The organism is Priestia sp. HNGD-A6 (assembly GCF_045784335.1).
In the GTDB taxonomy this organism is placed as follows: Bacteria; Bacillota; Bacilli; order Bacillales; family Bacillaceae_H; genus Priestia; species Priestia zanthoxyli.
Map to the genome: position 1 here is coordinate 847,540 of NZ_CP138621.1, position 26,637 is coordinate 874,176.

34 protein-coding genes and 1 riboswitch are annotated in these 26,637 nt (G+C 38.2%); of the genes, 7 read left to right on the top strand and 27 right to left on the bottom strand.

The features are described 5' to 3' along the window. Positions 1 to 29: 29 nt before the first annotated feature. Positions 30 to 782 (bottom strand): SDR family NAD(P)-dependent oxidoreductase, encoded by a 753-nt coding sequence (locus SCI76_RS04355; RefSeq protein ID WP_033578776.1) that lies wholly within the window; start codon positions 780 to 782, stop codon positions 30 to 32. 219 nt (positions 783 to 1,001) lie between these two features. Between SCI76_RS04355 and SCI76_RS04360 the strand changes: the two genes are divergently transcribed. Beyond that, complete coding sequence (locus SCI76_RS04360; protein WP_028413627.1) at positions 1,002 to 2,375, top strand: MATE family efflux transporter; 1,374 nt, start codon at positions 1,002 to 1,004, stop codon at positions 2,373 to 2,375. Positions 2,376 to 2,461: 86 nt separating this feature from the next. On the opposite strand, the gene SCI76_RS04365 is transcribed toward SCI76_RS04360, so the two are convergent. Beyond that, positions 2,462 to 2,740 (bottom strand): AbrB/MazE/SpoVT family DNA-binding domain-containing protein, encoded by a 279-nt coding sequence (locus SCI76_RS04365; protein ID WP_025752053.1) that lies wholly within the window; start codon positions 2,738 to 2,740, stop codon positions 2,462 to 2,464. Positions 2,741 to 3,114: 374 nt separating this feature from the next. Continuing rightward, the gene (locus SCI76_RS04370; RefSeq protein ID WP_013056721.1) at positions 3,115 to 3,495 is read right to left on the bottom strand and encodes a helix-turn-helix transcriptional regulator; all 381 of its coding nucleotides are present in this window, start codon (positions 3,493 to 3,495) and stop codon (positions 3,115 to 3,117) included. 229 nt (positions 3,496 to 3,724) lie between these two features. Here SCI76_RS04370 and SCI76_RS04375 point away from each other — a divergent pair, with 229 nt between their 5' ends. Continuing rightward, a complete protein-coding gene (locus tag SCI76_RS04375) occupies positions 3,725 to 4,159 on the top strand; it encodes an Hsp20/alpha crystallin family protein (protein WP_013082862.1) in 435 nt (144 codons plus the stop codon). 42 nt (positions 4,160 to 4,201) lie between these two features. Here SCI76_RS04375 and SCI76_RS04380 read toward each other — a convergent pair whose 3' ends face one another. Further along, positions 4,202 to 4,963, bottom strand: coding sequence for an anti-sigma factor (locus SCI76_RS04380; protein ID WP_028413628.1), 762 nt, complete (start codon positions 4,961 to 4,963; stop codon positions 4,202 to 4,204). Then, entirely contained in the window at positions 4,960 to 5,526 is a 567-nt protein-coding gene (locus SCI76_RS04385) for an RNA polymerase sigma factor (RefSeq protein ID WP_028413629.1), read from the bottom strand. Before SCI76_RS04385 ends, SCI76_RS04380 begins: the two co-directional genes overlap by 4 nt. Positions 5,527 to 5,675: 149 nt before the next feature. Between SCI76_RS04385 and SCI76_RS04390 the strand changes: the two genes are divergently transcribed. Next, entirely contained in the window at positions 5,676 to 6,074 is a 399-nt protein-coding gene (locus tag SCI76_RS04390) for a thiol-disulfide oxidoreductase DCC family protein (RefSeq protein WP_028413630.1), read from the top strand. 159 nt (positions 6,075 to 6,233) lie between these two features. Here SCI76_RS04390 and proC read toward each other — a convergent pair whose 3' ends face one another. From proC to SCI76_RS04410, 4 genes are read right to left on the bottom strand one after another with little or no spacing between them, the layout of a single operon-like run. Further along, positions 6,234 to 7,037 carry a pyrroline-5-carboxylate reductase gene (gene proC / locus SCI76_RS04395; RefSeq protein ID WP_028413631.1) on the bottom strand — a complete coding sequence of 268 codons (804 nt, stop codon included), beginning with the start codon at positions 7,035 to 7,037 and terminating at the stop codon, positions 6,234 to 6,236. Positions 7,038 to 7,040: 3 nt separating this feature from the next. Continuing rightward, positions 7,041 to 7,703 carry a bacillithiol biosynthesis deacetylase BshB2 gene (bshB2, locus tag SCI76_RS04400; protein ID WP_048021287.1) on the bottom strand — a complete coding sequence of 221 codons (663 nt, stop codon included), beginning with the start codon at positions 7,701 to 7,703 and terminating at the stop codon, positions 7,041 to 7,043. A 23-nt stretch (positions 7,704 to 7,726) separates the two neighbouring features. Then, on the bottom strand, positions 7,727 to 8,074 hold the full coding sequence (locus SCI76_RS04405; protein ID WP_013056714.1) for a YojF family protein: 348 nt from the start codon (positions 8,072 to 8,074) through the stop codon (positions 7,727 to 7,729). Positions 8,075 to 8,120: 46 nt separating this feature from the next. Continuing rightward, positions 8,121 to 9,008, bottom strand: a complete 888-nt coding sequence (locus SCI76_RS04410; protein ID WP_048021288.1) for a 5'-3' exonuclease — start codon at positions 9,006 to 9,008, stop codon at positions 8,121 to 8,123. 243 nt (positions 9,009 to 9,251) lie between these two features. Here SCI76_RS04410 and SCI76_RS04415 point away from each other — a divergent pair, with 243 nt between their 5' ends. Continuing rightward, the gene (locus SCI76_RS04415) at positions 9,252 to 9,563 is read left to right on the top strand and encodes a hypothetical protein (protein WP_016763842.1); all 312 of its coding nucleotides are present in this window, start codon (positions 9,252 to 9,254) and stop codon (positions 9,561 to 9,563) included. Between the two features lie 50 nt (positions 9,564 to 9,613). On the opposite strand, the gene SCI76_RS04420 is transcribed toward SCI76_RS04415, so the two are convergent. Both SCI76_RS04420 and panE read right to left on the bottom strand, forming a co-directional pair. Continuing rightward, entirely contained in the window at positions 9,614 to 10,414 is an 801-nt protein-coding gene (locus tag SCI76_RS04420) for a GIY-YIG nuclease family protein (protein WP_028413633.1), read from the bottom strand. Beyond that, on the bottom strand, positions 10,414 to 11,343 hold the full coding sequence (gene panE, locus SCI76_RS04425; RefSeq protein ID WP_048021290.1) for a 2-dehydropantoate 2-reductase: 930 nt from the start codon (positions 11,341 to 11,343) through the stop codon (positions 10,414 to 10,416). Before panE ends, SCI76_RS04420 begins: the two co-directional genes overlap by 1 nt. 251 nt (positions 11,344 to 11,594) lie before the next feature. Between panE and SCI76_RS04430 the strand changes: the two genes are divergently transcribed. After that, positions 11,595 to 12,515, top strand: coding sequence for a GTP-binding protein (locus tag SCI76_RS04430; protein WP_014460454.1), 921 nt, complete (start codon positions 11,595 to 11,597; stop codon positions 12,513 to 12,515). A gap of 32 nt (positions 12,516 to 12,547) precedes the next feature. Here the strand turns inward: SCI76_RS04430 and SCI76_RS04435 are convergent, their stop codons facing one another. After that, positions 12,548 to 12,706, bottom strand: a complete 159-nt coding sequence (locus SCI76_RS04435; protein ID WP_013056708.1) for a hypothetical protein — start codon at positions 12,704 to 12,706, stop codon at positions 12,548 to 12,550. Positions 12,707 to 13,000: 294 nt separating this feature from the next. Here SCI76_RS04435 and SCI76_RS04440 point away from each other — a divergent pair, with 294 nt between their 5' ends. Further along, positions 13,001 to 13,327, top strand: coding sequence for a MerR family transcriptional regulator (locus SCI76_RS04440; protein ID WP_013082852.1), 327 nt, complete (start codon positions 13,001 to 13,003; stop codon positions 13,325 to 13,327). 91 nt (positions 13,328 to 13,418) lie between these two features. Here the strand turns inward: SCI76_RS04440 and rarD are convergent, their stop codons facing one another. From rarD to SCI76_RS04510, 14 genes are all read right to left on the bottom strand, one after another. Then, positions 13,419 to 14,345 (bottom strand): EamA family transporter RarD, encoded by a 927-nt coding sequence (rarD, locus tag SCI76_RS04445; protein ID WP_048021292.1) that lies wholly within the window; start codon positions 14,343 to 14,345, stop codon positions 13,419 to 13,421. Positions 14,346 to 14,487: 142 nt separating this feature from the next. After that, complete coding sequence (locus SCI76_RS04450) at positions 14,488 to 15,057, bottom strand: cob(I)yrinic acid a,c-diamide adenosyltransferase (protein ID WP_048021293.1); 570 nt, start codon at positions 15,055 to 15,057, stop codon at positions 14,488 to 14,490. Further along, positions 15,054 to 15,479 carry a bifunctional adenosylcobinamide kinase/adenosylcobinamide-phosphate guanylyltransferase gene (locus tag SCI76_RS04455; protein WP_033578770.1) on the bottom strand — a complete coding sequence of 142 codons (426 nt, stop codon included), beginning with the start codon at positions 15,477 to 15,479 and terminating at the stop codon, positions 15,054 to 15,056. The genes SCI76_RS04450 and SCI76_RS04455 overlap by 4 nt, the downstream gene beginning before the upstream one ends. Further along, positions 15,431 to 16,045: a histidine phosphatase family protein gene (locus SCI76_RS04460; RefSeq protein WP_048021295.1), complete on the bottom strand. Its 615-nt coding sequence runs from the start codon at positions 16,043 to 16,045 to the stop codon at positions 15,431 to 15,433. Before SCI76_RS04460 ends, SCI76_RS04455 begins: the two co-directional genes overlap by 49 nt. Next, entirely contained in the window at positions 16,003 to 16,776 is a 774-nt protein-coding gene (gene cobS, locus SCI76_RS04465; protein WP_028413639.1) for an adenosylcobinamide-GDP ribazoletransferase, read from the bottom strand. The genes SCI76_RS04460 and cobS overlap by 43 nt, the downstream gene beginning before the upstream one ends. Next, on the bottom strand, positions 16,773 to 17,333 hold the full coding sequence (locus SCI76_RS04470) for a bifunctional adenosylcobinamide kinase/adenosylcobinamide-phosphate guanylyltransferase (protein ID WP_028413640.1): 561 nt from the start codon (positions 17,331 to 17,333) through the stop codon (positions 16,773 to 16,775). Before SCI76_RS04470 ends, cobS begins: the two co-directional genes overlap by 4 nt. After that, the gene (gene cobD, locus SCI76_RS04475) at positions 17,330 to 18,409 is read right to left on the bottom strand and encodes a threonine-phosphate decarboxylase CobD (protein ID WP_028413641.1); all 1,080 of its coding nucleotides are present in this window, start codon (positions 18,407 to 18,409) and stop codon (positions 17,330 to 17,332) included. The genes SCI76_RS04470 and cobD overlap by 4 nt, the downstream gene beginning before the upstream one ends. Continuing rightward, the gene (gene cbiB, locus SCI76_RS04480) at positions 18,384 to 19,370 is read right to left on the bottom strand and encodes an adenosylcobinamide-phosphate synthase CbiB (protein ID WP_033578767.1); all 987 of its coding nucleotides are present in this window, start codon (positions 19,368 to 19,370) and stop codon (positions 18,384 to 18,386) included. The genes cobD and cbiB overlap by 26 nt, the downstream gene beginning before the upstream one ends. Before the next feature lie 4 nt (positions 19,371 to 19,374). Then, the gene (locus SCI76_RS04485; protein ID WP_048021298.1) at positions 19,375 to 19,983 is read right to left on the bottom strand and encodes an adenosylcobinamide amidohydrolase; all 609 of its coding nucleotides are present in this window, start codon (positions 19,981 to 19,983) and stop codon (positions 19,375 to 19,377) included. Positions 19,984 to 20,071: 88 nt separating this feature from the next. Next, on the bottom strand, positions 20,072 to 21,031 hold the full coding sequence (locus SCI76_RS04490) for an ABC transporter substrate-binding protein (protein ID WP_028413644.1): 960 nt from the start codon (positions 21,029 to 21,031) through the stop codon (positions 20,072 to 20,074). 258 nt (positions 21,032 to 21,289) lie between these two features. Next, positions 21,290 to 21,423: riboswitch (cobalamin riboswitch) on the bottom strand. 90 nt (positions 21,424 to 21,513) lie between these two features. Continuing rightward, the gene (locus SCI76_RS04495; RefSeq protein ID WP_013056696.1) at positions 21,514 to 21,828 is read right to left on the bottom strand and encodes a thioredoxin family protein; all 315 of its coding nucleotides are present in this window, start codon (positions 21,826 to 21,828) and stop codon (positions 21,514 to 21,516) included. Positions 21,829 to 22,016: 188 nt separating this feature from the next. Then, positions 22,017 to 22,619 (bottom strand): YpjP family protein, encoded by a 603-nt coding sequence (locus SCI76_RS04500; RefSeq protein ID WP_028413645.1) that lies wholly within the window; start codon positions 22,617 to 22,619, stop codon positions 22,017 to 22,019. A gap of 380 nt (positions 22,620 to 22,999) precedes the next feature. Continuing rightward, entirely contained in the window at positions 23,000 to 23,785 is a 786-nt protein-coding gene (locus tag SCI76_RS04505; protein WP_221833481.1) for a class I SAM-dependent methyltransferase, read from the bottom strand. A gap of 128 nt (positions 23,786 to 23,913) precedes the next feature. Beyond that, positions 23,914 to 24,351 carry a BrxA/BrxB family bacilliredoxin gene (locus SCI76_RS04510; protein ID WP_013056693.1) on the bottom strand — a complete coding sequence of 146 codons (438 nt, stop codon included), beginning with the start codon at positions 24,349 to 24,351 and terminating at the stop codon, positions 23,914 to 23,916. A 241-nt stretch (positions 24,352 to 24,592) separates the two neighbouring features. On the opposite strand from SCI76_RS04510, the gene SCI76_RS04515 reads away from it, so the two are divergent. After that, entirely contained in the window at positions 24,593 to 25,477 is an 885-nt protein-coding gene (locus SCI76_RS04515) for a polysaccharide deacetylase family protein (protein WP_028413647.1), read from the top strand. Between the two features lie 30 nt (positions 25,478 to 25,507). Here SCI76_RS04515 and SCI76_RS04520 read toward each other — a convergent pair whose 3' ends face one another. Further along, positions 25,508 to 26,632, bottom strand: coding sequence for a conserved virulence factor C family protein (locus SCI76_RS04520; protein ID WP_034269350.1), 1,125 nt, complete (start codon positions 26,630 to 26,632; stop codon positions 25,508 to 25,510). Between the last annotated feature and the right edge of the window lie 5 nt (positions 26,633 to 26,637).

Below are 26,637 nucleotides of genomic sequence, written 5' to 3' on the forward strand. Positions count from 1 at the left end.
AAAAAGTGCAGGAAATTCCTGCACTTTTTTTAAAAGTTCATTTTTGACTGTCCACCATCTACGTTTAACGTCGCACCTACTATCCATGAAGCTTGAGAAGATGCTAAAAAAACAACGGCGTTTGCCACTTCTTCTGGCTCTCCAAAGCGGCCCGCTGGTATTTCATTTTCAACAAACTGCTTGATCTTTTCCGGATTTTCCTCCATTCTCTTTTTCCAATTACCCGTCTCGTGCAAAATGCTTCCCGGAGCAACACCGTTTACACGAATTCCTTTAGAAATCATTTCATCTGCAAATGACTTTGTAAAGCTGATAAGCGCTGCTTTTGCATTATTGTACGTAACTTTCCCTCCACTTTCTCTCCCAAAAATAGACGTAACATTAACGATTGCCGCATCTTTTGTCATACGAGCTGCTGCTAGCTTGCTCAAGTGGACAGCTGAAAAGTAGTTTAGCTCCATTGCTTCCTGAAAAAGAGATAAATCTGTTTCCATTGCCGTGCTTCCATTACTTCCTCCAGCGTTATTAATTAAAATATCAATACTCCCAAAGTCGTTAATGAATTTCTTAATTAACGCAACTCTATCCGCTTCGTTTGTTAGATCTGCTGTATATGTACGTACGTTTTCTAATTCTGACTGTGCATGCTGTAATGCTTCCTCTCCTCTTGCAGCAATTCCAACGTTTGCTCCTTCTTGAATAAACAAAGCAGCTATAGCTTTCCCAATCCCTTTTGATCCACCGGTAATGAGTACATTTTTACTTTGCAACTGTAAATCCACACGTATCCCTCCACGTTAAATGATAACTACTATACTTTCTATCATATCCCACCGCGTCTCAAAATTAAAATCATATACTACTTTACCTTTTACTTCCTTTCAAAGTGTGTTCTTTATGGATACATTCTTTGAATTTATTGTCAGAACTCTTAGCAAAAACAAGCCTTTGCGTGATATAATGCTTTTTGGTGTAAATGTTTTCAAATTGGGGGTTTTTTAATGCAACAAACGTTTTCAACGTCTCAAAAAGTTAAGCAGTTCGTTTTTATTTTATTTCCGATATTGGTCACCCAGTTTGGAATGTTTTCAATGACTTTCTTTGATACGATGATGTCAGGAAGAGTTAGTGCAGATGACTTGGCAGGGGTAGCAATTGGTTCGAGCTTATGGGTGCCTGTTTTTACAGGGCTAAGCGGAATTTTAATGTCTATTACGCCAATTGTTGCACAGCTGGTGGGAGCTAATCAAAAGAAAAAAGTTCCGTTCTCTGTCATTCAAGGGCTTTATGTCTCCATTTTAATGGCCGCTGTTATCATTTTAATCGGCTTTTTTGTTGTTAGTCCTATCTTAAAAGGAATGAATTTAGAAGCAAACGTGATGCGCATTGCCAAACAGTATTTAATCGCTTTATCTTTTGGTATTATTCCGCTTTTTATTTATACGGTTTTACGAAACTTTATTGATGCTTTAGGGCAAACTCGTACGTCTATGCTGGTCACCATTTTAGGGCTTCCGATTAATGTGGCTTTAAACTATGTATTAATCTTCGGTAAGCTGGGCTTCCCTCACTTGGGTGGCGTAGGCTCTGGTTATGCAACGGCCATCACATATTGGTGTATACTTGTCATATCGATTTTAATTATTCATAAAAAAGAGCCTTTTTCTAGCTTCGGTTTATTTAAAAAATTTCACCGTATCTCATTTTCTGCCTGGAAAGAAATATTAAAAATTGGTTTACCTATCGGTTTTTCCGTATTTTTCGAAACAAGTATTTTTTCAGCTGTCACGCTGTTTATGAGCTCATATAATACCATTACAATCGCTTCTCACCAAGCAGCTATTAATTTTGCCTCATTTCTCTATATGATTCCACTGAGTATTTCGATGGCTTTAACAATCGTTGTAGGATTTGAAGCGGGTGCTAAACGGAATCAGGATGCACGAAGCTATAGCAGAATTGGTATAACAATTGCTGTTGGCATGGCTTTTGTTTGCGCAGGTCTTTTATTTACTCTTCGAGAATCCGTAGCATCTTTATATACAAAAGATGCAGAGGTGCTCGCATTAACTTCTCACTTTTTGATTTATGCAATTTTCTTTCAGCTTTCTGATGCTCTTCAAGCTCCTATTCAAGGTGCGCTGCGAGGATATAAGGATGTAAATGTAACCTTTTTAATGTCCTTGGTATCTTATTGGGTAATTGGTCTACCTTTAGGCATTGTGTTAGCAAAATACACCGATTTGCAGGCGTTTGGCTATTGGGTTGGACTAATTGCTGGGCTCGCTGCAGGAGCAACAGGACTTGCGTATCGTTTGATAAAAATACAAAAAAAGCAGCTGCTAGAGGAGGATAAATCTTCTCGAACGGCTTAAACCAAAAAAGAACGTTCTCAAAAGAACGTTCTTTTTTGGTTTAAAGATGGATGGATATTCTTCCTTATACTAAGACCTAAAACTTCTTATTTATTTAAGGTACGCTCTAACTCTTGTAAAAGCTGTTCCGCACCTTTTTTACTTAACACAACGTTTCCATTACCAAAGGTTAAGTTTTCACGCGTAATTTCCCCAGTTACTAAGCAAGCACCATACGGGCTATACTTTTGTAAAATAATAATATCTTCATCAACATATATTTCTACTGGATCACCTGTGTTGATATTTAAAATACGGCGCAATTCAATAGGAATTACTACGCGACCCAATTCATCTACTTTTCTTACAATTCCTGTAGACTTCATAAAATCCATTCCTTTCATAGTAAACAAATAATATCTTCTCGATACAAATCTAGTCAAATTCGTCAGAGTTGCTAAAACCAAAATGCTTGAATGATGGTCTGATAACGGTTTATAAGTTCTTAAAATATGGCAAATAACGTATTAAATAGATTTATATACACTTTGTATCATATCAATTCGTACACTATTTATGAATAGTGCATAATCTTTAAAATCGAATTCATCCATATATGTTAAAAGTGTGTATTTTATCCATAATATAACTATATATCCATCTTTTACACTACTTTGTACCCATTTTATAACTTTTATTCCGACATAAGACGACAAAATCAGCTATAGAAAAAACGTGTCTTTTCTAACTAAAGACACGTTCATTTGGACCCGAAGTTGTCACGAATAGCTTTTTGAATCATAGCTTCACACCGCTCCAGCTCTACTTTTAATTGTTTTTTATATAATTTAGCTTTCTCTTCTCCCTCATTTGTAAATGTATAATAAACCACTTCTTGAAGCTTCATTCCTTCTTTTTTACGCTTCACCTGTTTGAGGACACCGTCTTCAATCAAGTCATGAAGAGCTTTGTATACCTCAGAATGATTAGGTTTGAATCCAAAAGGTCGAAATTCATCTCTCAACACATCTAATAACCGAAGGCCATACAGACGCTCTTGCTCCGTCATTGTAATCATATATAATTTTAAGAAAGCACGTTGTTTTAATAGAAAACCACTGGATGTACGCTTTTCTCTCATCTCAACTTCCCCCTTCACATACTTGCTTTCATTTAGAATAATAGAAAGCTCTATACGTAATTATACTTTTTTTATTCTACATAATCCTTCTTTTTCATTCAAAATCTCTTTTTTTCCTCACATTTTTTCACTTATTTACGCATTTTTCTCATTCTTTGTAAGCAGGCATTGAATTTTCTTTTTTTCATATATATAGAAGGAATTTACGTGAATATAAGGAGGGGTTCCTTTGAGTAAAAAATATGAAGAGATTGATTGGGGTTCAATTCAGCATAAGGTAGAAGATATGCTTGGAAATCACTTTTGGAGCGATTTAAATCACATCTTGCCAAAGCGATTTCCAAACGTCGATTTATATGAAACCGATAAAGAAGGCATTATCGTCGTTGAAGTTCCTGGACTACATTCCACTAACGACATTCAAATTAAGTTGGACGCAAATATATTAACCGTTGAAGGGAACGTTCCTTATGCTTATGAAGCATCTAAACAAAAGCTAAAACTGAACGAACGCCATACAGGCGTATTTTCTCGCACGGTCAAACTTCCTTTTCACTACACGGACGAACCAGTTCGCGCTAAGTACAAAAATGGTTTATTGGAAATTCGACTGAATAAGATAGAAAATGATCAAACCATTGCTATACAGTTTGAAGATGATTAACTGCACGTAACAAAAACCCTTCTGCTAGCAGAAGGGTTTTTGTTAGAGCGCTGAACTTAACACAACGTTTCCTTTTGGCGTCTTATTATTCGCGTTCGGTTCTAAAGTAATAGCCATAACATCCCACTTTTCACTCTGTTCTTTTTGGCTCATCGTATAGACCACTGTCCCATTTCCATTTTTATCTGTTACAAAAGCACCTGCCGGGTGAGGCTTATCACCTTTTATGAGCCATACCTGATAGACTTCATTCCCTTTTACATTTTTCAAGTTATTCGCTTGAATGACCACATTTAAATTTCCACCTTTTTTCGTCAGAGATGCTGTTGCTTCACCAGAAACATTCGGCTCTGCCTGCAGCTTCATCGTTTTCTCAGATGTAAGAGGTTCATTTTGAGGAGCAACCGAAACATTTGGTTCTTGTTTGCCTTTGTCTCCATCTTTCAACAGAAAGTAGCTGTTTCCTACAAGGGATAAAATAAGTGCCGCAGCTAATCCAATAATGACGGATTTTTTATTTGATTTCTTAGACGCAGCATATTGTTTTTCATTTTTTAAAGCTATTGATTCTCTCTTTGTCTCACCTTGATCTTCTTCGAATACATTTGCAAGTATTCGCTGTTTCATTTCTGGAGGAGGAGATTGCTCTGGTGTCAAATACGTTAGATCTCCAAGAACTTCCTCCAGTTCTTTTAGTTCATCCTGACAGCTTTGACAGTTTTTTAAGTGCATTTCAAACTCTTTTTTCTCATGGGAAGTCAACTGATCATTATAGTAATCAATTAGTTTATCGCACATACTCATGAATCAGCTCTCCCTTCTGCATCGGTACCTAAATATGTTTTTAATTTCCGCAACGCTAATCGCACCCTACCCTTTACTGTTCCTAATGGGATTTGCTGCTCTTCTGCTACTTTTTGCTGCGTTAATCCCTTAAAATAAACGGATTGAATAATCTTTTTTTGGTCTTCAGACAATTTTGATACAGCGTGCCGTACTCTCTGCTGTTCTTCTTTCCACTGAAGGTGCTCGTCAATCTGAGGATGATCATCTTCAATAAAATCAAAAATTTCTTCTGAGAAAATAGGATCGTTTTTTCTTTTTCTCACCATATCAATCGCGGTGTTTCTTGTAATCGTAAACAGCCATGATGAAAACTTCCCTTTTTCATCGCTGTAAACTCCCTTTCCTCTCCACAGCTTAATAAATACTTCTTGAACAGCTTCTTCAGCAATATCAGAGCTATTTGTTAACCGGTATACAAACGAATAAAGAATTCGCTCGTACTTGTCATACAGCAGTTCAAGGGCTTTTTTGTCTTGTTCTTTTATTCTATTGTATAAGACAACGTCGTTTTGCTCTTTCATACCCTTCTCCTTTAACTCTTATGAGTCCTTATTATATAATCGAATTACCTTTGCATTTGGATCACTTTCACATCTTTTAAACGTACCTTTATTTTTCAAAAATAACAAGTAATTATACTTTTTTTATGGAATAGGAGCGAAATTGTCCAATGAAACATTTGATTCTTTTTGATGGCATATGTAATTTATGTAACAGCAGTGTTCAATTTATTATTAAACATGATGAACAAGCTTTGTTTTCTTTCGCCTCTCTTCAATCAGATTTCGGAAAGCAGCAGCTCGCCTCTCACGGCTTACTTCCTGAGCAATTAGACAGCATTGTATATATCCATGGAAAACAAAGATATATAAAATCAACGGCTGCTTTAAAAATCGCCAAGCGCTTAGATGGACCCGTTAAATTTTTATATGCACTTATTATCATTCCTGCGCCTATTCGAGATATCGTATACAACTGGATCGCTCGCAACCGATATAAGTGGTTTGGCAAACAGCAGCACTGCATGCTCCCAACTTCTGATACAAAAAAGCGATTTGTCGATGACTAAAAAAGCTCGGCACATAGAGAAAAAACGATTCCAAAGAGGCATATTTTTATGTTAAGAAAGTCTATTCATAAAAAAATCCGAACTGATTCAACATTCTAATGAAAGAATGCTGAACTATAGTTCGGATTTTTTATCTAACATATGATTGTGTGAGCTTTTTTAGCTTCCACCCATTGCTTTTTTATTCGTTGCTTCAATTGCCTGCTTCATTGTTAAGAAAAAGTCTTGTTCTTTCATCACTTTTAATCCTTCGGCAGTAGCGCCGCCTGGAGTTGTTACTTGCTCTCTTAAAGACGCAGGATCTTTGGTTTCATGTAGCATTTGTACAGAGCCATACATCATTTGAATAACTAAATCTTTGGCTGTTTTTTCGTCCACACCGTAAGCAGTCGTTGCATCAATTAACGATTCTGCAAAATAATATAAAAACGCAGGTGCACTGCCAGTTACAGCCGTTAGCTCATGTACTTCTTTTTCTGAACACTCATGCGCTTCACCAATTCCTTTTAAAATCATTTGAAGCACTTCTTTATGCTCTTTTGTTGCAGAAGTTCCAAGTGTATACAGGGACATCGATTGCCCAATCATAGCAGCTGTATTTGGCATAATCCAAGCGACAGGCGTTTCCTGAGGAAGGTGGTTTTCTAAATAACTCGGACCAATTCCTGCAGCTAACGTTACAACAAATTGCTGATTTAAATGAGTCGAAAGTTCCTTGAGAACGGAAGGATGCGCCTCGGGAGGCATCGCTAAAATAATAACGTCCGAATTGTCAACTTCCTGGCGCCAATTTTGCGTCGTTTGTACGCCGTACGTTTTTTCAACTCGCTGTAACCGACCGATATCTCCGTTGTTTGACATCACCACTGCCTCAATACTATCAGCGCTGCTCGTAACCAAGCCAGCCGCTACGGCTTCAGCCATTCGTCCTGCTCCAATAAATAAAATTCGCTGTTTTTTCATCTGTTACTCCCAGTTATATGTCCAGAATTCTTCTCTTGTTAATAGACGTTCCATTTGCGGATAGTCAGATAAGCGATCGAAGTCAATTGCGTTCATCATTCCTTCTGTTTGAGAACGATGGGCTTTTAACGCTTCAATTTTTTTATCTTTCATCGCTGTTACATCAAAAATAACATCTGGTTCTCCAATATGTTCAATACGATCTTTTGAAAACGCATGACACCAAACAACCGGCCGCTTTTCTTTTGGCATACGTTTTACCGCTTGGATCGTAGCTGCTCCCGTGGCATTGTGATCAGGGTGTACTGCAAAGCCAGGGTAATGCGTTAAAATGTGAGTCGGCTTTACATCGTTAATAATTTCTTCAATTTTATCTGCAAAAACATCAATATCAAGAAATTCTAGCGTTTTATCACGAAGCCCTAGCATACGCAAGTCTTGAATGTCTAAAACGTTTGCTAAATCTAAAAGTTCTTTTTCTCGGATTTGAGGTAGAGTTTCACGGTTAGCAAACAGCGGTCTACCCATGTTTCGTCCCATTTCACCTAGCGTAACACAAGCATATGTAACGGGCGTTCCTTTTTGTCTAGCTTGCGTGATCATTCCTGCTGCTCCATATGCTTCATCGTCAGGATGCGGAAATACAATTAATAATCTTTCTTCCATGTTCTATTCTCCTCTCTTTTCTGTTATGAAAACGGATGTTCACTTAATTGAAGGGCAACTGCTAAACGACCTTCAAAGTCATGCCCTGCTAAAAGAAGTCTGCCTTCTTCATCAATTTCCCAATCTGTTAATCCCTCTGCATAAATCCATCCTAAATCAATTTGAAGACCTACACGATAAGGACCTTCTCCAGTTATCTTTCCGTTTGAAATAGTGACTTTACCATTGCGAATAAAAGCCCCAACTGTCATTACTTTTTCATTTACGTGTGAAGCATATGCACCGTTTGTCGTTTCAAGGTGTACATATACGTCTTTATTTAAAAATGTTTGTATTTTTTTTTGAACTGTTTCTTTATGAATTGGTTGCACGCTTGTTACTCCTTTCTCATGTTCATAAATTGTATTGTACTAAAAATCAGGAGCGAATCCTAATGTTTAGTTCTAGACTTTGAATTTCTTTATTCCATCGTTCATAATCATACATAAATGTTAATTCTTCCCAATTCAACATACTGATTTCTTGAATGTCTATAATAATCTCAGCGAGTTCACGGCTAAGCATACCTAGTTCTTTTCCTTCTGCTAGCTTTTTTTTGTAACGATTAAAAGCTGGATCTAATTGTTCAATTTGTGCATAAATTTCATGGATAGAGCCATATTGTTGAATAAGAGGCAGTGCGGCTTTTTCTCCTACACCTGGAACGCCCGGAATATTATCAGATTTGTCACCAAGCAATGCTTTTACGTCCACCCATTGACGAGGATCAATATTATATTCTTCTTGAAAGTGCTTAAAGCCATAAACAAGATCGCCAACCTGCTTCTTAGCAATAATTTGCGAAATATGTTGATCTAGGAGCTGAAGCAAGTCTCGGTCGTTGCTATAGATGTACCCTGGACTTTGCTTTTCCTTACTCCACTTGCTTGCAAGTGCTCCAATTAAATCATCTGCTTCATAAGAAGACAATGACATTTGATAAATGCCTACTGTATCAAAAAATTGCTTTAACGTTTCGTACTGCTGAATCAGCGGATCAGGCAGCTCTGCTCTTGTTTGCTTATATAAAGCGTATGTATCTTTACGTTTTGTATCCTCGCGTTTAACATCCCAAGCGACGAAAATATGGCTTGGCTCATATTGGTGAATCAATGTATGCATTTTTTGAATCGTTACTCTCAGGGCATTCGTAAATTGGCCCTTACTGTTTCTTGTCAACGCTGCTTCATCTCTTCCATAAGAAGTAGCAAAATAACAGCGGCTTAATAAATTAAATCCATCAATTACTAATAGTGTTTCGTTCACATAGTCACGTCCTTTGAAAACTTTGCTCCTTTAGCTTTTAGAGCAAACATACTATAGCACTTGTTCTTTGCACGCGTCAATGAAGTACACAAAGCTCAAAACCCGCCCATTTTTTTCTCTCAATGTAAATGTAGTATAAAGATGTTAAATTGTTGTTATGATTTATTCGTTTGACTTTTAGAACTTTTGACTATCCTATAAAATGAGGATGAAAGATCAATCCTACAAATGAAGGTGAAAAAAGTGAATAAAAACACGATGATTAAAACATTAAAAGTTATATCTGTTGTGTCGCTTCTCGCTTTGTTATTTATCATTGCTTATGATCGTTCCATGTCTACATCCATGATTATTTTGTTCAGTTCGCTCATTTTCTTTGTATTTGTACTTAGCGACTTTTTTTTCGATCGCAAGCCGTGGGGATTAAAAGGCCTTCAATTATATATATCACTGATGTTATTCATCATTGCCATTTTTGAAATGCATCAAGTTGTCAGTTCACTTTGCGTTATTTCCATTATGGCTCTACCAAAAGTTATTGACGAATTAGCTTAAGCGCGAATGATAAATGATAAAATCCATGATCACAATGATCATGGATTTTATTACGTTTTGAGTAATTTTTCAGAGATGCGAAGAGCTTCTTCTATGCCAAATTTACGCACTAAACTGATGGCTTCCTTTATTTCTCTCTTTTTCAAATCATGAGTCGGATTTAAATTTAACAACACTTGAATAACAACTAAATCCCGCATCGTAAACATCATATTCTTTTTCATATCTCGCTGAAATGTATACTGTTCTTTTAAGAGCCGGTCACTTATTGCTAACACTTTCGACTCCGGAAGATGTAGCTGCGCTCCTGCTTCTTGACAAGACCACAATTTTTTCACTCGATCTTCAGCATTCATATTTGCGACTCGTGCATATGTAATATCGCTGTTTTCTTGACGAATCTCTATCTCTTTTAACGTTGGCTTTAGCACCGTTTTTCGCTTAGAGACTTTTTTCTTGTTAACTCCTGTATCCCTAAGGACTCTGCCGTGAACGGTGTAAATGTCGTATTCATTTTCTCTTTTTACATCTTGTTTATTGTATTTTGGAAAATAACCATTCACAAGCATCGTTCTCAACATATCTAATTCTTTTTTTAATCCATGAACTTCAATATATCCAACCGCATGAATTTCTTTGTGGAATTTTTTTGTATTGCTAACACCTTTTCCTGCAACGTGAGCTCTTACTCTTTCTGATAGAGAGCCCGTCGTGGTTCCGATATACAAAAGCCGGCCGGGTTCATCGAAGAAAAAATAAATGCCAGGAGCGGAAGGCAATTGTCCCATTTCTGCTGTACTTAGCAGCTTTTGCAATACTTGCATGACTGCTAAATCAATTTTTGCTGTCATTATTTTTGATAACCTTTTAACATTTCTTCATATACTTTTAGATGCGTATGTACAGTTTGAAGAAGCGGTACGTGTATAGACGATTTTTCAGCTAACTTCAGCAAATATCCTTGAAGGTGGTCTCCTTCAATTTGAGAGCTTTTTTCCATGTCGCGCTGCATCGATGACTTCATGTCATACGTCATTTTGTCCATCGTATTCATATGCTGTTCAATGATTCCTTCGGCTAATGGTGCATCGTAGGCCATCATAATATTTTCCACTTCTTTAAAAAGTTCTTGCACAAATTGACGCCCGCCTTTTGCTGCTAAAACTGGTCCAACAGGTGCGCGCATAAGAGTAGTCATGCCTGACATAACCGTAATAAACAAATACTTATGCCACATATCCTGTTCAATATATGAACTTTTCACAAACGAAGCTTTTGTACCACTGAACGCTTGCTCAATCAGTTGTAATCGTTCTGTGTCCTTCTGCTTAAATTCACCAAATACAAGTCTGTGAGCAGGACTCGTCTGGACGACCTCTCCATCTTGGTTTAAAGTAGTTTCAATAAAGCACAGCCCTCCAATGACTTTCTCTTCCCCAAAAGCTTCCTGCAATGGAGCGACATGAGCCATACCGTTTAACAAAGGTATTACAACGGTCTGATTCCCTACAAAAGGACGGACATCTTCAATTGCTTGTGTAAGATGATAAGCCTTCGTTGTGAACAAAATAACATCATAAGGTCCTTTTACCTCAGATTTTATAATAGCTTGTACAGGTGAAGTGAAGTCACCGTGTGCACTTTTAATCACAAGTCCGTTTTGTTCCAGCTCTTTTTTTCTGCGTTCTCTGACAAGGAAAGTAACATCTTCTCCTTTTTCCACAAGCCTGCCTCCAAAATAACCGCCAACGCCGCCTGCGCCTAAAACTAATATTCGCATAACTTTTGCTCCCCTTTTCTTTTTCTTTTATTGTAGCACAGCTAGTTTGAAATTTTATAATATTCTTATTTCATTGTATTTTGAGTTTTCTACAAAAGATAGCCATAGCGCTTTTAAAGTTGTTATAATGAATACAAAAAAGCATAAAAATTTACGTTTAGACATTTATCCCCTCTTGGATATACGATTTACCAACCCGTAATCGGAAAAATTCCGATTTAAATAATGTTATTTACATAGGAGAGACTGAAATGAAAACAGAAATCTACATTTTATCTGGATTTTTAGGCAGCGGAAAAACAACGTTGCTTAAACAGCTGCTTCAGCAAGAAAAAGATCGTAATCGCAATATTGCTGTTGTGATGAATGAGCTTGGCCAAGTTTCGATTGACTCAAATGAAGTAGAAGAAGACACGCCGTTAAAAGAATTGCTAAATGGCTGCGTGTGCTGTACGATTCAAGGTCAATTTGAAACGCAGCTTCATTCACTTTTACAGGAGAACACATTGGATGCTATCTATATAGAAACAACGGGAGTTGCCCATCCCATTGAAGTATTAGATGCTTGTATGTCTCCTCTTTTTGCGCATCAAGTTACGATTAAAAGTATTATCACCACACTGGATGCGACAAGATGGAAAGAACGTGGTTCCTTAAGCATTCAACTTCAAAAACTTCTTCAAGAACAAGTAAAACATGGGGATGTAATTTTATTAAATAAAACGGACATGCTGTCTGAGTCAGAAAAGTCTTCCCTGCTTTTTGAGATTCAATCCATTAACGCTAGTGCAAGGACATTATTAACGACATTTTCCCGCGTGAAGCTTGATGTGATTCAAAAAGCTCAGCTGTCTCAAAAACAGCCGCACCATAAGGCTCATGTTGAAGATCATCTTCATTTGAAAACATTTGTATATGAGTTTACAAAAAAAGTGGATCTTGAATTATTTGAAAATTGGCTGCGCCAAATGCCAGATACCATTTATCGCATTAAAGGCTATATGCGCTTCACTCATTCGAATGATACGTATTCGTTTCAATATTCATACGGCATGCCTCTATATATGAAAGAAATGATGAAGCTGCCCACCACTCTTGTCTTTATAGGTGAAAACCTCGATCACGCTAAGATGAAACAAGAATTATTTAATCTTGAACAACAATCTCATTAAAAATCCCGCTCTAGGCGGGATTTTTTTATTACTTATAAACAGGCATTTTGTACTCTGCGCAAAATTTCATATGCACGATTTCCGGCTAACTCTGTCAATTCTTCAAATTTTTCATCTCTTTTCAAATCGAGTTCAATAATTTCTTTTGCCAGCTCAATAATCTCTTCTTTTTTCAATTGTTGCACAGCCATGTAAAACGCCCTTCCCTTTTAGAATTTATGTATATTCTCACATTTATTTTCTATTCATCATTTTGAAAGCAAGTGATTAACCACAAGGCTTTATCCTGTATGGTTAACCACTTGGGATCGAGTTAATCATTAGTTTATAGGACTCTTTTCCCTATTTCATTATTTATGTCACTTTTTCTCACATAGTAATTCAAAAATATAACATATATATGTTAGAATGTATTACATGTTATAATTTTTTGTATTTTTTTCCTTTATAATAACATACTACTACGTACTCAGGGGTGAGGGAGATTGTCTACGAATGAAGCGTCATATCGAGATAAAAAAGTCATGTCTATTGGGATTGTAAAAGAATTAACCGGTTTATCAGAAAGACAAATTCGCTACTATGAGAAAAGAAGCCTGCTCTTTCCGGACCGAACCAATACGGGTATCCGGAAATATTCGTTTTCAGACGTCGAACGATTAATGGATATTGCCGATCGTATAGAAGAAGGAGTTCAAACGAGTGAAATACGCACAGAACTGGCTAAAAAAGATGAAGCGAGAAAAATGAAAGAAGTAAAAAACCAAATGCTTCAAGGTCAGTTGAACGCTCATTTCAAGCGGAAGCTATAAAGTATACATACGGTGACTTTTCCGTCTCCGTTTTTATTTCTTTACAGCAGACAAAAAAGCGCATATCTAAAGATATCCGCTTTTTTGTCCGTTAAGCTGAACGCCCTTTAAAGAATTTCGGCTGATGAGAGCTCATGAACTTAGTTTTAGATAAAATGAACATCACCGACCCGCCCCAAATGAACAAAAAGGCAATCATTTCCACGCTAGAAAACGGTTCGTGATACACGAATACCCCTAATAAAAGCGTCATGGTAGGAGCAATGTACTGCAAAAAACCGACCATCGATAGCGGAATAAGCGGGGCCCCTTTAGCGAAATACAATAGTGGCATAGCTGTAGCAACACCGCCTCCAATTAAAAGAGCACTCACATCAAGCGACTGAAGGGAAAAACTTGAAGATCCTTTCACTAAAAGAAAAATAAAATAAATAACTGCAATAGGTGCAACCATCATTGTTTCAATCGTTAATCCTACTTTTGCTTCTAACTGAATAGTCTTTTTTACAAGACCGTACAAACCAAAGCTAAACGCTAAGCTTAATGATACCCATGGGATATGTCCGTATGTAACTGTCATAACGATAACACCTATAGCAGCCAATCCAACCGAAGCACCTTGCCAAAAATTAAGCTTCTCTTTTAAAACGACTATGCCAAGCAAAATACTAACGAGCGGATTGATGTAGTAACCTAAACTTGTTTCAATAATATGATTATGGTTAACCGCCCAAATGTAAACGAACCAGTTGATGCTGATCAGCACTGAAGCCACAAATAAAATGGCCGCTTGTTTCGTATTACGAAATAATAAACCAAGCGTCTTCTTTAAAGAACTCATTTGCTTTGTCACAAGCAAAAGTAAAAGCATAAAAACAAATGACCATATAACGCGGTGAGCGAGTATTTCATTCGCATTCACCTCGCCAAGAAGCTTCCAGTAAAGCGGAAAAAGCCCCCACATAACGTAAGCGCTGGCTGTATAAACAATACCTGCTCGTTTAGAATCTTGATTCATTTCTCAACCTCTTTTCTTTATCTCTCTGTCTCTTATCATTATAGATGCATTTACCTCTTTTTTATAGCTTTATTTTGCCTATCGAAATAGCTCAAAAAAAAAAAAAAAAACGATCGCTTTTAGCTCGACCGTTTTTTATACATTATTTTTTAGGTTGTTTAAATACTTTGGCACTGCGAATATACTCTACGTCTTGTACATTTTCTCGCGCGTTAGCGATTCGAGCCGCAGCAAAGAAATAATCGGATAAACGATTTAAATACTGAAGCACCGCCACATTAATTTTATGCTCACGCTGCACGCCAACAACAAGCCGTTCTGCGCGGCGTGTAATCGTCCGACAAATATGAAGCGTTGTCGCTGCAGGTGTGCCTCCAGGTAAAATAAAACGCTCAATGGCCGGCGCTTCTGACATATAGACATCAATGCGCTTTTCAAGTACTGCTATCATGTCATTCGTTACTTTGTACGGATGATCATCTTTTGCAAATGCTAAATCACTTCCACAGTCAAAAAGCTCATGCTGAATCGTAATTAGCTCTTCTTTTACATCTTTTAATGTTGTTTCATCCAGCTGATAAATCGCTTGACCTACAAAGCCATTTAGCTCATCAATCGTCCCGTATGCTTCCACTCGAATATCATCTTTATTTACTCTTCCTCCAATTAAGCTTGTCTGCCCTTTGTCCCCTGTTTTTGTGTAAATGTTCATTGTATTTCCTCCTTCAATCGATTAGCAATTCCGTACCAAATGTGATCTACTTTCTGGGCATGTGCCGCCAAATGCTGATACGCATACCCGCATTCATCTCTCCACTGCCGCTCTATTGGATCTAAAGGAACAATGCCTTTGCCGACTTCAGTTCCAATCACTATTAACTGTTCCCATACACCGCTGTCTCTCCACTTCTGTATGACCTTTTTAACAACAAGATGCGGAGCCTCCAGCTCGCTATGTATTAATTCCTTAACATAGTGCTCAAATCCTTCTAGCACAATGTAACTTTCTTCAAACTCAATGGCCGGTAAAACGGGGTCTTCATACAAACAATGCCATTTTATCGACTCACTGGCATACTGCTGCTTCACCCATTTTCTTTTGCCGGTAAATGCACCGCCGAATACGAAATGCATGCTCTTCTCTCCTTTGCCTGTTTGTATGTGCACGTTACTGAAAAACCTTCTCCATAAGAAAAAGAAACATCCCAAAGCGACGCTGTCTGTTTAAAATGGGACGCAAGTAAACGCAGTGGTCCGCCGTGTGAAACAATAGCAATGTGACGCAATTGCTGACTAGCCGCCAAATCGACCGCTTCTTCCCAAGCTTCCCAAACTCGGTTTGAAAATCCTGAGAAGCTTTCACCATTCGGAGGCGTATGTTCTGCCCAGTGATCGATCCAATTTCTATATGCCCGTATGTTTTTTAAATCTTCATACGTCTTCTCTTCCCAATCTCCAAAATGCAGCTCACGCCAACTTTCCCTTTTAATCACCTGAGATTTAGGAAAAACAATTGAACTTGTTTCTAGCGCTCTTTTTAAGTCACTGGAAATAACGAGCTCCGGCTCTAGAGAAAGCTCTTTTAATTCATTTTTCCCTTCTATACTTAAAGGCGGATCACTCCACCCTATATATTTTTTTTGTTGATTTTCAAGCGTCATGCCATGGCGAATACATGTGATAACCAAAGGATTATCCATAAAAACGTTTCTCCTCCTTCAATGGTTGCACCTATAACATCTCCTGTTACGCCACCAAACTGCGAACGATAAAACCGTATCCAGAGCCATAAAAAACCGGCAAAGAAAAAGATAATGAATTTATTGTCTATAAAAACAATGAAAATAGCAACTAAGAATAGGCTCATGACGATAAATGCATAAATAGACCATTTGGTGACTCCTTTTTGAAAATAAGCAGCAAGCCCCGTATCTTTAGCGGGCTTATCTCTCATGACTAAGAAAGCGGCTCCGATTCTTGGAAGTGTAAAGACGGTTATACATGCCCAAACCGATAAAGAAGAAAGAGACGTTAATTCATAGATTGCACTAAAGCGCAGCAGAAGCAGAACAATAAGAGAAAGAATAGCAAAAGACCCAACGTGCGGATCGCTTAAAATCTGCAGTTTCTTTTCCTTTGACTGATGGGAAAAATACGCATCACTTACATCCATCCACCCGTCTACATGAAGACCACCCGTTAAAACAAGCGGCAAAAGCAAAACTAAAATACTGCTAACAATAGCAGTGATAGGTGAATAGTGAAGCAGCTGTAAAAAGCTATAAAACATTAAACCTAGTAATATGCCAATCCAAGGCAGGACAAAAAGTGAGCGTGCCGTTCTTTTTTCAGTCCATTGAACGGTTTTAGCCAGTGGTAAGATCGTAAAAAACTGAAGAGAGATTCGTAGTATGGCTATCCATTCTTTCATTTGCTTACACATTCCTTTCCTTTTTTAAAACGGGAAAGTCCCGCTTCTACACAAATAGCCACATCTGCTTTTTCTACAATATACTGATGTAATTTCCCTAACATATGCATATAGCTATATGTCGGCTCCTCTAACACGCCCGCTTCAAACAGTTCATTAGATACTAGCACGACCGTCTGAGACTGCGCAAACAGCTTATCGAGCGCTTCTATCATCTGACGAAAAACCTCTTGTTTACCTTCTTTTGTTTGCCACCTTTTTTCGGTTAAAAAAAGCTCATTGGCAAGCCAGTTTGTGACACAGTCCAAGAGTATAGTATCATCACTTCGAAGGTTTGGAAGAATTTGTTGTAAATCTACAGACTGCTCGATCGTTGCCCAAGGCGTGTTCGCCGCTTGACGTTCTGTTTGATGAAGCTGGATACGTTTTTGCATTTCACTATCTGTTTGCCGGCTTGTGGCAATATAAACAGCGCGCTTTGTACAAAAAGTTTGAACCATATTCTCCGCTGCACGTGATTTGCCGCTTCGAACCCCTCCGCTAATAAAGATGATCATATTTCATCGAGTCCTTGTTTGATTACGTTAAGTAAATAGTCATTTTCTTCTTTCGTTTTCACAGCCAAACGGATATAGCGTCCATTTAAAAATGGGAAGTTTTCGGTATGCCGAGCTACCACACCGCGGCTTGCTAAATAGATAAGCCAATCGCGCGTTTTAATAGAAGACGGAACGCTGCAAAGATAATAGTTTGTTTGAGACGGAGAAACCAAAAGCCCCCATTCTTCTAATTGACTCAAGATCCGTTTTCGTTCTTGTTTAATATAATGTACGGTTTTTTTCACAAAATCTTTTTCATCTACACATATCATCCCTACTTGCTGCGACAATCCGTTTACACTCCAAGGAGGTTGTTTTTTAGACATCTTGCTAATGATTTTTTCATTTGCCAAAATATAGCCAAGGCGAAGCCCCGCAATATTAAACATCTTTGTCATCGAACGCACAACAATGAGATGTTCATAGTTTAGAATAAGAGAATCAAATGAAGGCTGATGTTCGACAAAATCAATAAATGCTTCATCAATTATTAAGTATGTACCATGATGAGCAGCAGCTTTTACTACTTTCATCCATTCCTCGTGACTATACATAACGCCCGTTGGATTATTTGGGTGACAAATCCATAGTACTTTTATATCCGGAAGAATACTCATAATCAACTCTATATCCCAGCTCCAGCCATTTTCTTCAGCTAAAGGAACGTATGTCACTTCACATCCATACGCTTTACTTGCCTGTTCGTATTCGACAAACGTCGGCTGTACAATCCCCGCTTTCTCTCCTGAAAATAAAGAAGCAATAAGGAAAAACGCTTCAGCGGCTCCATTTGTGGGCAGCACTTGAGCAGCGGAAACATGATGATGAGCTGCAAGTTTATTTTTTAGTTCTGTTACTTCAGGATCAGGGTAACTAAACGCAGCTTCCTTGAATTCGTTCCACTTTTCGTGAAGAACAAGGGGAGCCCCTAAAGGATTTGTGTTTACGCTAAAGTCTTTTAGATGCGACAAATTCTCGGCCCCTATTGCTTTTAAAAAGACATTGGGGTTAGCTCCATGTGTAGGTAATAGCACTAATAACTCCTCCTAACAAAAGATAGAATAACCACGTAGCATAGACCGTCCTTTTCATAATGAAAACAGCTTGTTCAATATGACCGGCTTGCAGGGGAATGAGTGGTTCGCCCATTTTTGCACGATTAGATTCTATGCCTTTATATGTATTAAGCCCGCCGAGTTGAATACCTAAAAGGGCAGCCACTGCACTTTCCCCGTATCCGCTATTTGGACTTGGATGCTTCTTAGCATCGCGCTTAATCAAACTCGTTACATGCCAAAGAGAATATTGGCTTTTTGCTACATTAACAGCGGTCATCACCACTGCAGTTAACCGACTTGGAATATAGTTTAATACGTCATCGGTTTTTGCACTAAAATAGCCGAACAGAAAGTAGCGGTCATTTTTATACCCAACCATTGAATCGCATGTGTTAATAGCTCGGTAAAAAAAGGCTAGGGCTCCTCCTCCTATAAATGCATAAAAAAGCGGAGCTGTAATACCATCACTTGTATTTTCAGCCACGGTCTCTACCGTCGCTCTGGCAATTTCTCCTTCTGATAAACGATCCGTATCTCGTCCCACAATCATGCTTACTTCATATCTAGCTTTCTCCATATCTCCTAGCTGAAGCGGCTTTTGCACCTTATAAGCAGCTTCGCTTAAGGAACGAGTGGATATAGTAGTCGCAATCATTACCCCCTCTACTAAAACACCTAGTATAAAATGAACTCCGTACAAAGCATGAAGGAATAAAAAAGGAATAACTCCTGCGAGCACCACCATACTTATCACAAGAAGCAATCCTTTGAATCGTTTTCCTGCGCCTTTATTTAATCTGGAATCCATCCAATAAATCCACTTGCCAAACCAGCGAACGGGATGCGGCCAATTTTCTGGGTCGCCTATGATTCGGTCAATGAGTAGAGCAATCGTCATGGCTGTCAGGTGTGCAATCATCGCTTGTGCAATACTCATTTCTTCACCTCTTTTCCTTAAGTGCCTGCTCTAAGCTTATTTTTACCAGCTTGGCTACCGCTTGACCTAAAGCGGTCATAGAGCCTGCATATTCATATAATGGTCCTTGCTGAGACGCTGCAACTGAGATACTGTCCGTAGATGTTCCCGTAGCAATCGTCTTTGTAGCTGGATCTATGACACCCAGCTGTGACAGCGTTTTTGTTTTGGCTTCTGTAGCGGCAATAAAAAGCTGTAAAAACGCTGCATCCGTAAGCGTGCCTTCCACGAAAAAAAACATATTAATTGTACCGGGAGAGGAATAAAATGGAACAGCTTCGTCAGCTGTAATATCTACTGCGTTTCCTACTCCAGCCGTTATCACGGAAGCTACTCTTACTCCGTAGCCTTCGTAACAGTAAACCGCTCTTTCTTTTAACCAAACCGCTGTCATCAACCCTACGATTTGCTCATGGCGCACATTTTCTTTCATCAAATATTGCTCATACTCTAAAGAAGGAGTATCTGAATAATAGTCTTTATGAACAAATCGATTGTAAAAGGTGTCCGTTTCCATGATGCCTGTTCCTAAAACGCCTGAGCTGTATGTTTTATAAGAAGTCTCGGTTTTCATGATTAAAAGCTCAGGCCGTTCTTCAATTTTAAGATGTGAAAAGGGACCAATCCCCTTTTCAATTCGAACTGGAATATGGTCCCTCTTTTTATTTATTGTACACCTCAGGGTATACTGCTTTTGCTAAGTCCTCTAAGCCATCTACAATACGAGGTCCTAAGCGGTTGATTTTGTTTTGATCAACCTTTTCGATGTTCCCCTCTTTTACAGCAGTCATGCTGCTCCAAGCGGGACGCTTCATAATCTCATTTTTGTCTGCATCATACGTTGCGATAATAACGTCAGGGTTTAACTTAACAACTTGCTCTTCAGAAAACTTAACCCAACCCTTTTCACTAGCCGCTACGTTATCAGCACCGATCATAGTAAGCATTTCGTTCATGAACGTACCTTTTCCTGTTGTATAAATCTCAGGAGCTCCCGATACCTCTATCCATACTTTTTTACGATCTTCTTTTGAAATCGTTTTTGCTTTTTTCTCAATTGAAGCTACTTTTTCTTTCATGTCTTTAATTGTTTGATTAGCTTCTTTTGTTTTACCCGTTAATTTACCAATTTGCGTAATAGAATCATAAACCGTATCAAACGTTGTTGAATCTTTTACAACAAATACCGGAATACCCGCACTTTCAATTTGTTTAAATACTTCATCTGAAACGCCCATACTTGAAGCGTGTGCCAGCACTAAATCAGGATTTAAAGCAATAACTTTTTCTGCATTAACGTTCATATCTCCCACCTGCGCTTTTTTCTTTACGCTTTTAGGATAATCATCGTTGCTTGTGACACCGACTAATTCTTTCTCAAGGCCAAGGGCATATACAATCTCCGTATTACTTGGCATTAATGAAACAATTTTCTTAGGCTGTTTTTTCAACGTAATTTCTTTATCACGCGCGTCTTTTACCTTCACTGGAAATGCAGCTTGTGACGTTTGTTCTGTATCTTGCTTCGTTTTTTTATCACTGTTGCTTTGGCTGCCTGCACCGCATGCAGCAAGTACGATGACTAACAGCGCAATAATGGAATACGAAAGCCATTTTTTCATCTAAATACTCCCCCTATATATTGTTCATTGTGAATACGAAACCTCCACGTTAAAGAAAAAGCAAATGATCATGCAAAAAGCAGCGCTATCCCGTTTTTTCCGCTTTGACTATGTATACTGCTCGGCAGCAGCTTCAAAATAAAAAAGCTTTACTTTCAATTGAAAGCAAAGCAGGTAACGTCAAGATAAGCAGGAAAAGAATCCGTTCACTATACTTGATATGTATGTTCATTACCCTGCTTCACCCTTCCTCGAAGGTTTCACAGCTAACAATAAGGCAGGTCTCCTGACTTACGCACAAAGCGCTTACAGTGGCGGGACCGCGCTGGTTTTTCACCAGACTTCCCTTTTCACTCAATCTTTAAATTGAGACCTTATTGCTTTACGATTATTCACTTGTCCTAGTATACCCCACTCATCGAAAAATGGAAATAGCCATTCTCACAAAAAAAGCTGCGAGAATGCTCTCGCAGCTTAGGGAATTAAAGAGTTGCTAAAAATTCACGGACCGCTTCAGGCGTTTTAGCATTTGCACTGTGCAGGTGCGCAATTTTTTCACCGTTTTTATATACAAGAAGAGAGGGAATACCCATTACATTGTTTTCAGCAGAAAGTTCTTCAAACTCATCCTTGTCAATTTTAAACCATGCTTTATCTGTATTTTCGTCAACGATTTCATCAATAAACATATCCAAACGTTTGCAATCAGGACACCACGTTGTCGTAAAAATCCCAACGCTTAGTGTTTCATTCTTAATTTGTTCGCGAAATTGTTTTTCTTCCGTAAATTGTTTCATTGTGTTACCTCCAGCGTCTATTCGTTCCTTCCTACAACTCTATAGTAAGAAGTCTGACTTCATTATAAACGATTTTTTTATCGTTGTGCTAATGTTTCAGCTTATTTAGACCATAACGGTTTTAGACGTAAAAAAATGCTAGCTTAAAAAAGCTAACATTTCGAAATTGTAGAATGTTGTGTCTATTATCAGCTGAACCACTTAGGCGGCATGTTTCGGTTCCAATAAATTTTCCCTAAATCATAATGCTTTTGAAAATTATCTGCGGCCGCATGATAGTGAAAATTAAACCAGTATCCATCTTTTGGAGGATTTTCACGCCGTACATGAAACCGTATTAAGTCCTGACCGGTTTCCCGGTCATATACATGGAAAATCTTTTCACCGTAGCCAGCAGCAGGGTGCTCGCTTATCTCGAGATTCTGAATTGACTGTTCACGTTCAGTGCCAATGTCGGTCAGCACTTCTTCAATTTTAGGTAACACTGCTTGACGAAATTCATCTTCAATGACAGGACCAATTTTTGTTCCGAATTTTTCCACTGACTGTTTTTCAGCTGATTCCATTGCATACGTAACAAATGATGAAACGTCTTCATATTTTGGTTCTTCATATGGCAAATGAATATCTTCTATAACAGCTGTGACAGGAGTTGTTTCTCTTACATACCCTGCTTTATGTTGCTTGTCCGCTTTTGCATCATCAACGTATAAATATTCTGGTGGAGTGACAAGCCCAAATGTAAATACTGTAATAAATACAATTAGCATTCTTTTTATCCATCTAGGCATTCGTATCTTTCCTTTCTCATCTTTTCCCATATGGTCTTTTCATATTGTAAAATTCATTATCATAACTCACTAGGTATTGTAACATACTTATTAATTTTTTACCTATATTTGCTTATTCATTTATGCTGTCTACGGGCATTTGACGACTTTTCAGTTACCACCTTCCTTCTTCTGTTTGAGGTTGTCACACCGAGCGGAAACCTATACAAGATATTCCTTTTTTGCTGGATGCTTAAACACAAAAGTATTTTTATGTTCAAAAATATATCATACTTTTATGAACTTTAGATGAAATTCATAAAAAAAACTTCCAAAACTTTTTAATTCCTAAAAGGTTTTGGAAGTCTTTTCAATGAGCGTAATTAATTTTACTTTTTTGGTTATTTTTGTATATAAATTGTCCCGTAATGAAATTTTGATGTTTTTCGTTTTTGCACAGTAAATCCATGCTCTTTAAAACGACTGCTTTTCCAATGATCTTTTAGCACGACCTTTTGTTTGGCTACTCTTTTTGCTTCTTGTATAGCCATTGGCGTCAGCGTGGTATACAGTGCTATTGCTTTAATACCATTAATTCCATTCGATTCCTCAATTTGTTCTTGAAACATCGGATCAAAGTAGACAACATCAAAAGAATTATCTTCACAACACGCCAAAAACGATTCAAAATTTTGATGAACCACGTTTATACGCTTCATTGCATCATTCAACTCTCGTACGTCACTTTCCCAATTTAAAAGTCCTTGTTTGACTAAATAAGCTACATAGCGGTTGCCTTCTAGTCCGACAACTTTCCCACTTTTCCCTACCGCTACGCTCGCCATCATACTATCCGATGCAAGACCAAGTGTACAGTCAAGCATGCTCATTCCTTTTTCTAAACCAGCAGCTTCAATAAACGGATCACGTTCTCCCCGCAGCCATCTCTTCACTCTAAACATAGCGGAGTTTGGATGAAAAAAAATAGGTTCCTCTTCATTTTGGACGTGCAACTCTACTCTATTTTTACCGACAACCAGCACGTCTGCCGCTTCAAGATTTTGAAGATCTGCAACAGATTTCTTCTCTCTTGTTACAAAAGGTATACTTAAATCAGCGGCTACTTGTTTGGCTTTTACAATCATCTGTTCATTTGTTCGACCAGCAGTCGTAACAATCACTTTCATAACTCCCCCTACACTGTTTGGCTATTTACATAAAGAAAAAGGATGCCGATAGACATCCTTTTTCTTATAAAGTATATGCGATTTTTCTTTAAAAATCTATATACTAGATGTGACAAAAGCAGGACATTTTATGAACAGTGCTGCTTAAAGCCATTTAAAATGTTTTCAAAAATAACTTCTAACGGCTGACCTTCAATTTCATGTCGAGGAATAAAATGAACAACTTCTTTTCCTTTTAAAAGTGCCATAGACGGTGATGAAGGCTCAATGTCCCCAAAATATTCACGCATTTTAGCTGTTGCTTCCTTATCTTGACCGGCAAAAACAGTTACCACTTGATCTGGTTTTTGCTCAGACTGTAAGTACGCTTGCGTTGCTGCAGGACGTGCTAAACCAGCAGCGCATCCACAAACTGAATTAACGACAACAAAAGTTGTTCCTTCTACGTTTTCCATAAAATCAACTACGGCTTCCTCTGTTGTTAATTCTTCATAACCAGCTTGAGTTAATTCTTGACGCATTGGTTTAACTAACTGACGCATATATTCTTCATATGCCATTGACATATTAACATTCCTCCTAACAATCATTCACGCTAAAAGCATACTATAAAAACCAGGAAAAATCTAGCTACTCACTCTTCAAATCCTTATCGCTGTCTCGTTCTCCTTTTTCATTTGACAAAAAAAGATTAAAACCGGGTCATATCATCTAATTTTTTTCCATAAAAATGTCGATTTTTACTATTAATATTCCATTTTTTGTACTATAGTAGTAAATAGTAGTTTAGTAGAAAGGATTTTCAAATTGAACCAGCGATTTAAACCGAACAAACGATTTAAGCCAAACAAACGATTTTATGCATTTTTGTCTTTAGTGTTAGTGATCGTCGCTTCTTTATTTTTTATTACAGAAGCCAAAGGAAGTGAATCCGCTGCATCTCAGCAAGTCTTAGCATCTACTGCATTGCCGCTGAAAGAAGCTGCATCTTCAGCACAACCTGAGAAGCTGCTTAATACACTTCACCATAATATGTATGTAGGAAATACCGTGAACGATCAAAATCAAGCTCTTACACAGCCTGTTTACCTTACGTTTGACGATGGCCCAACGCCTGATACCCTTCACATTTTAGATGCTTTGCGTCAATATAACGTAAAAGCAACTTTCTTTATGTTAAAGTATCAAATTGACGCTCACCCTGAAATTGCTAAAAAAGTAGCACAGGAAGGACATGCCATCGGCTGTCACGGCGTCTCTCATGATATTCATGTCATGTATAGTGAAGACGGCGCCGCGTTAAAAGAAATGCAGGAGTGTCAAGCGACAGTTAAGAAAGTAACCGGTGTTGACAGTAAGTTAATCCGCGTTCCTTACGGCAGCGTTCCTTATTTAAAAGAGCCGCACCGTACAGAGTTGCTAAGCCACTTTAAATTATGGGACTGGAATGTAGACAGTGAAGACTGGGCACTTCGTTCTGCACCTAGAATTATTCAGGGCCTTGAACCTCATATTCAAGGGGTTAACTCCAACGGAAGAACACCCGTCATTTTATTTCATGACAAATCCTTTACGGCACAGTCTCTGCCGACTATTTTGACTTACTTAAAACAGTCCGGTTATCAGCCTATTAAAATTGATAACACGATGCAGCCTATGCAGTTTCCAACTCCCGCTGCAAAACAGTCATAAAAAAAGATCATTCAAGTGAATGATCTTTTTTTATGCTTTTCTGCTTTCCGTCATTTGTTTCCAAACAGAACCTTTTGCTTCTTCTCCGCCTTCGATACGTTCAATCGCTAGCTTGATTTGTAAATCTACCTCAAATTCTTTGTCATTCTCTGCTGCTTTTAATGCAGGAAGAGCCGTCTCATCCCCTACCTCGTATAAATACATCGCTGCACGCCAGCGCACAAGCTTATTTTTATCACCAAGGGCTTCACACATTGCCGGAATACCTTCTTCAAAACCTAAATCCGACATGCAGTCTCCAGCAGTACGGCGCACAGTGACTGATTTATCTTTTAATGCTTTGTATAAATAAGGCAGTACCGCTTTTGATTCAATCATTCCTAAGTAGACCGTAGCTAAGCGGCGAATAGATGCTTTTTCATCATCAAGCGCTTTATTTAAAACGTCTAAATCAGCTTCTGTTGGATCCATTTGTTCTAAATGGGCATAGCGCACTGACCAATCGTTGTCTTCTAGCATCTCTTCTGTAACTTTATAGGTTTTACGCGGCTGTACCGTTTTTCCGCCTTCTTTTTCTTCTTGTGCATTGGCTACAAGGCGAGTTAATCTTTCTTGCGGATATGCTGCTGCTAATTCTTCCACTACTTCGTCTCCGATAGCCGCTAACTCTCCGTAACGAACGCCTTGTTCTTTCCATTTCCGTTCTAGCACTACATTATCTGAAAAGCTTTGAAGCTCTGCTACCGCTTTTGCGAATCGTTCAGGCAGACCAAATCGCTTTTCTTCATTTCCATCCGTTAGCTTAACTTGCATTGGTACGTTTTTGAACATTTGAACGGACACATTGACCTCACCAAAATGCTCATTCATTTTGTGCTGTTCGCTGCTGCTTTGCAAATCTTCACCAAACGCTGCACGAACTTGCGGCAAAATTTGCTTCCAGTCATATTTAGCATTTCGCTCTACTGCTAAGAAGTCCGCTACGTGATAGACTCCTTTTACCCCTTCTACTTTCAAGATGTCTTGAACAACTTCAGGCGCTGCTTCAGCATTTTTTTCCGTATAGTTATTGCTTTTTCCGCCTGATAGCACTTCGTCTAAATTAATTTTCATTGTATTCGGACTTGGCGTTGGCTCAATTGATTTAATGTTCATATCGT

Bases quoted from the DNA above. Each gene is read 5' to 3' on its own strand.
- SCI76_RS04360 (WP_028413627.1), top strand. From the start codon at position 1,002: ATGCAACAAACGTTTTCAACGTCTCAAAAAGTTAAGCAGTTCGTTTTT.
- SCI76_RS04365 (WP_025752053.1), bottom strand. From the start codon at position 2,740: ATGAAGTCTACAGGAATTGTAAGAAAAGTAGATGAATTGGGTCGCGTA.
- SCI76_RS04370 (WP_013056721.1), bottom strand. From the start codon at position 3,495: ATGAGAGAAAAGCGTACATCCAGTGGTTTTCTATTAAAACAACGTGCT.
- SCI76_RS04380 (WP_028413628.1), bottom strand. From the start codon at position 4,963: ATGAGTATGTGCGATAAACTAATTGATTACTATAATGATCAGTTGACT.
- SCI76_RS04385 (WP_028413629.1), bottom strand. From the start codon at position 5,526: ATGAAAGAGCAAAACGACGTTGTCTTATACAATAGAATAAAAGAACAA.
- SCI76_RS04390 (WP_028413630.1), top strand. From the start codon at position 5,676: ATGAAACATTTGATTCTTTTTGATGGCATATGTAATTTATGTAACAGC.
- proC (WP_028413631.1), bottom strand. From the start codon at position 7,037: ATGAAAAAACAGCGAATTTTATTTATTGGAGCAGGACGAATGGCTGAA.
- bshB2 (WP_048021287.1), bottom strand. From the start codon at position 7,703: ATGGAAGAAAGATTATTAATTGTATTTCCGCATCCTGACGATGAAGCA.
- SCI76_RS04420 (WP_028413633.1), bottom strand. From the start codon at position 10,414: ATGACAGCAAAAATTGATTTAGCAGTCATGCAAGTATTGCAAAAGCTG.
- panE (WP_048021290.1), bottom strand. From the start codon at position 11,343: ATGCGAATATTAGTTTTAGGCGCAGGCGGCGTTGGCGGTTATTTTGGA.
- SCI76_RS04430 (WP_014460454.1), top strand. From the start codon at position 11,595: ATGAAAACAGAAATCTACATTTTATCTGGATTTTTAGGCAGCGGAAAA.
- SCI76_RS04435 (WP_013056708.1), bottom strand. From the start codon at position 12,706: ATGGCTGTGCAACAATTGAAAAAAGAAGAGATTATTGAGCTGGCAAAA.
- rarD (WP_048021292.1), bottom strand. From the start codon at position 14,345: ATGAATCAAGATTCTAAACGAGCAGGTATTGTTTATACAGCCAGCGCT.
- SCI76_RS04450 (WP_048021293.1), bottom strand. From the start codon at position 15,057: ATGAACATTTACACAAAAACAGGGGACAAAGGGCAGACAAGCTTAATT.
- SCI76_RS04455 (WP_033578770.1), bottom strand. From the start codon at position 15,479: ATGCATTTCGTATTCGGCGGTGCATTTACCGGCAAAAGAAAATGGGTG.
- SCI76_RS04460 (WP_048021295.1), bottom strand. From the start codon at position 16,045: ATGGATAATCCTTTGGTTATCACATGTATTCGCCATGGCATGACGCTT.
- cobS (WP_028413639.1), bottom strand. From the start codon at position 16,776: ATGAAAGAATGGATAGCCATACTACGAATCTCTCTTCAGTTTTTTACG.
- SCI76_RS04470 (WP_028413640.1), bottom strand. From the start codon at position 17,333: ATGATCATCTTTATTAGCGGAGGGGTTCGAAGCGGCAAATCACGTGCA.
- cbiB (WP_033578767.1), bottom strand. From the start codon at position 19,370: ATGAGTATTGCACAAGCGATGATTGCACACCTGACAGCCATGACGATT.
- SCI76_RS04485 (WP_048021298.1), bottom strand. From the start codon at position 19,983: ATGAAAACCGAGACTTCTTATAAAACATACAGCTCAGGCGTTTTAGGA.
- SCI76_RS04490 (WP_028413644.1), bottom strand. From the start codon at position 21,031: ATGAAAAAATGGCTTTCGTATTCCATTATTGCGCTGTTAGTCATCGTA.
- SCI76_RS04495 (WP_013056696.1), bottom strand. From the start codon at position 21,828: ATGAAACAATTTACGGAAGAAAAACAATTTCGCGAACAAATTAAGAAT.
- SCI76_RS04500 (WP_028413645.1), bottom strand. From the start codon at position 22,619: ATGCCTAGATGGATAAAAAGAATGCTAATTGTATTTATTACAGTATTT.
- SCI76_RS04505 (WP_221833481.1), bottom strand. From the start codon at position 23,785: ATGAAAGTGATTGTTACGACTGCTGGTCGAACAAATGAACAGATGATT.
- SCI76_RS04510 (WP_013056693.1), bottom strand. From the start codon at position 24,351: ATGTCAATGGCATATGAAGAATATATGCGTCAGTTAGTTAAACCAATG.
- SCI76_RS04520 (WP_034269350.1), bottom strand. From the start codon at position 26,632: ATGAACATTAAATCAATTGAGCCAACGCCAAGTCCGAATACAATGAAA.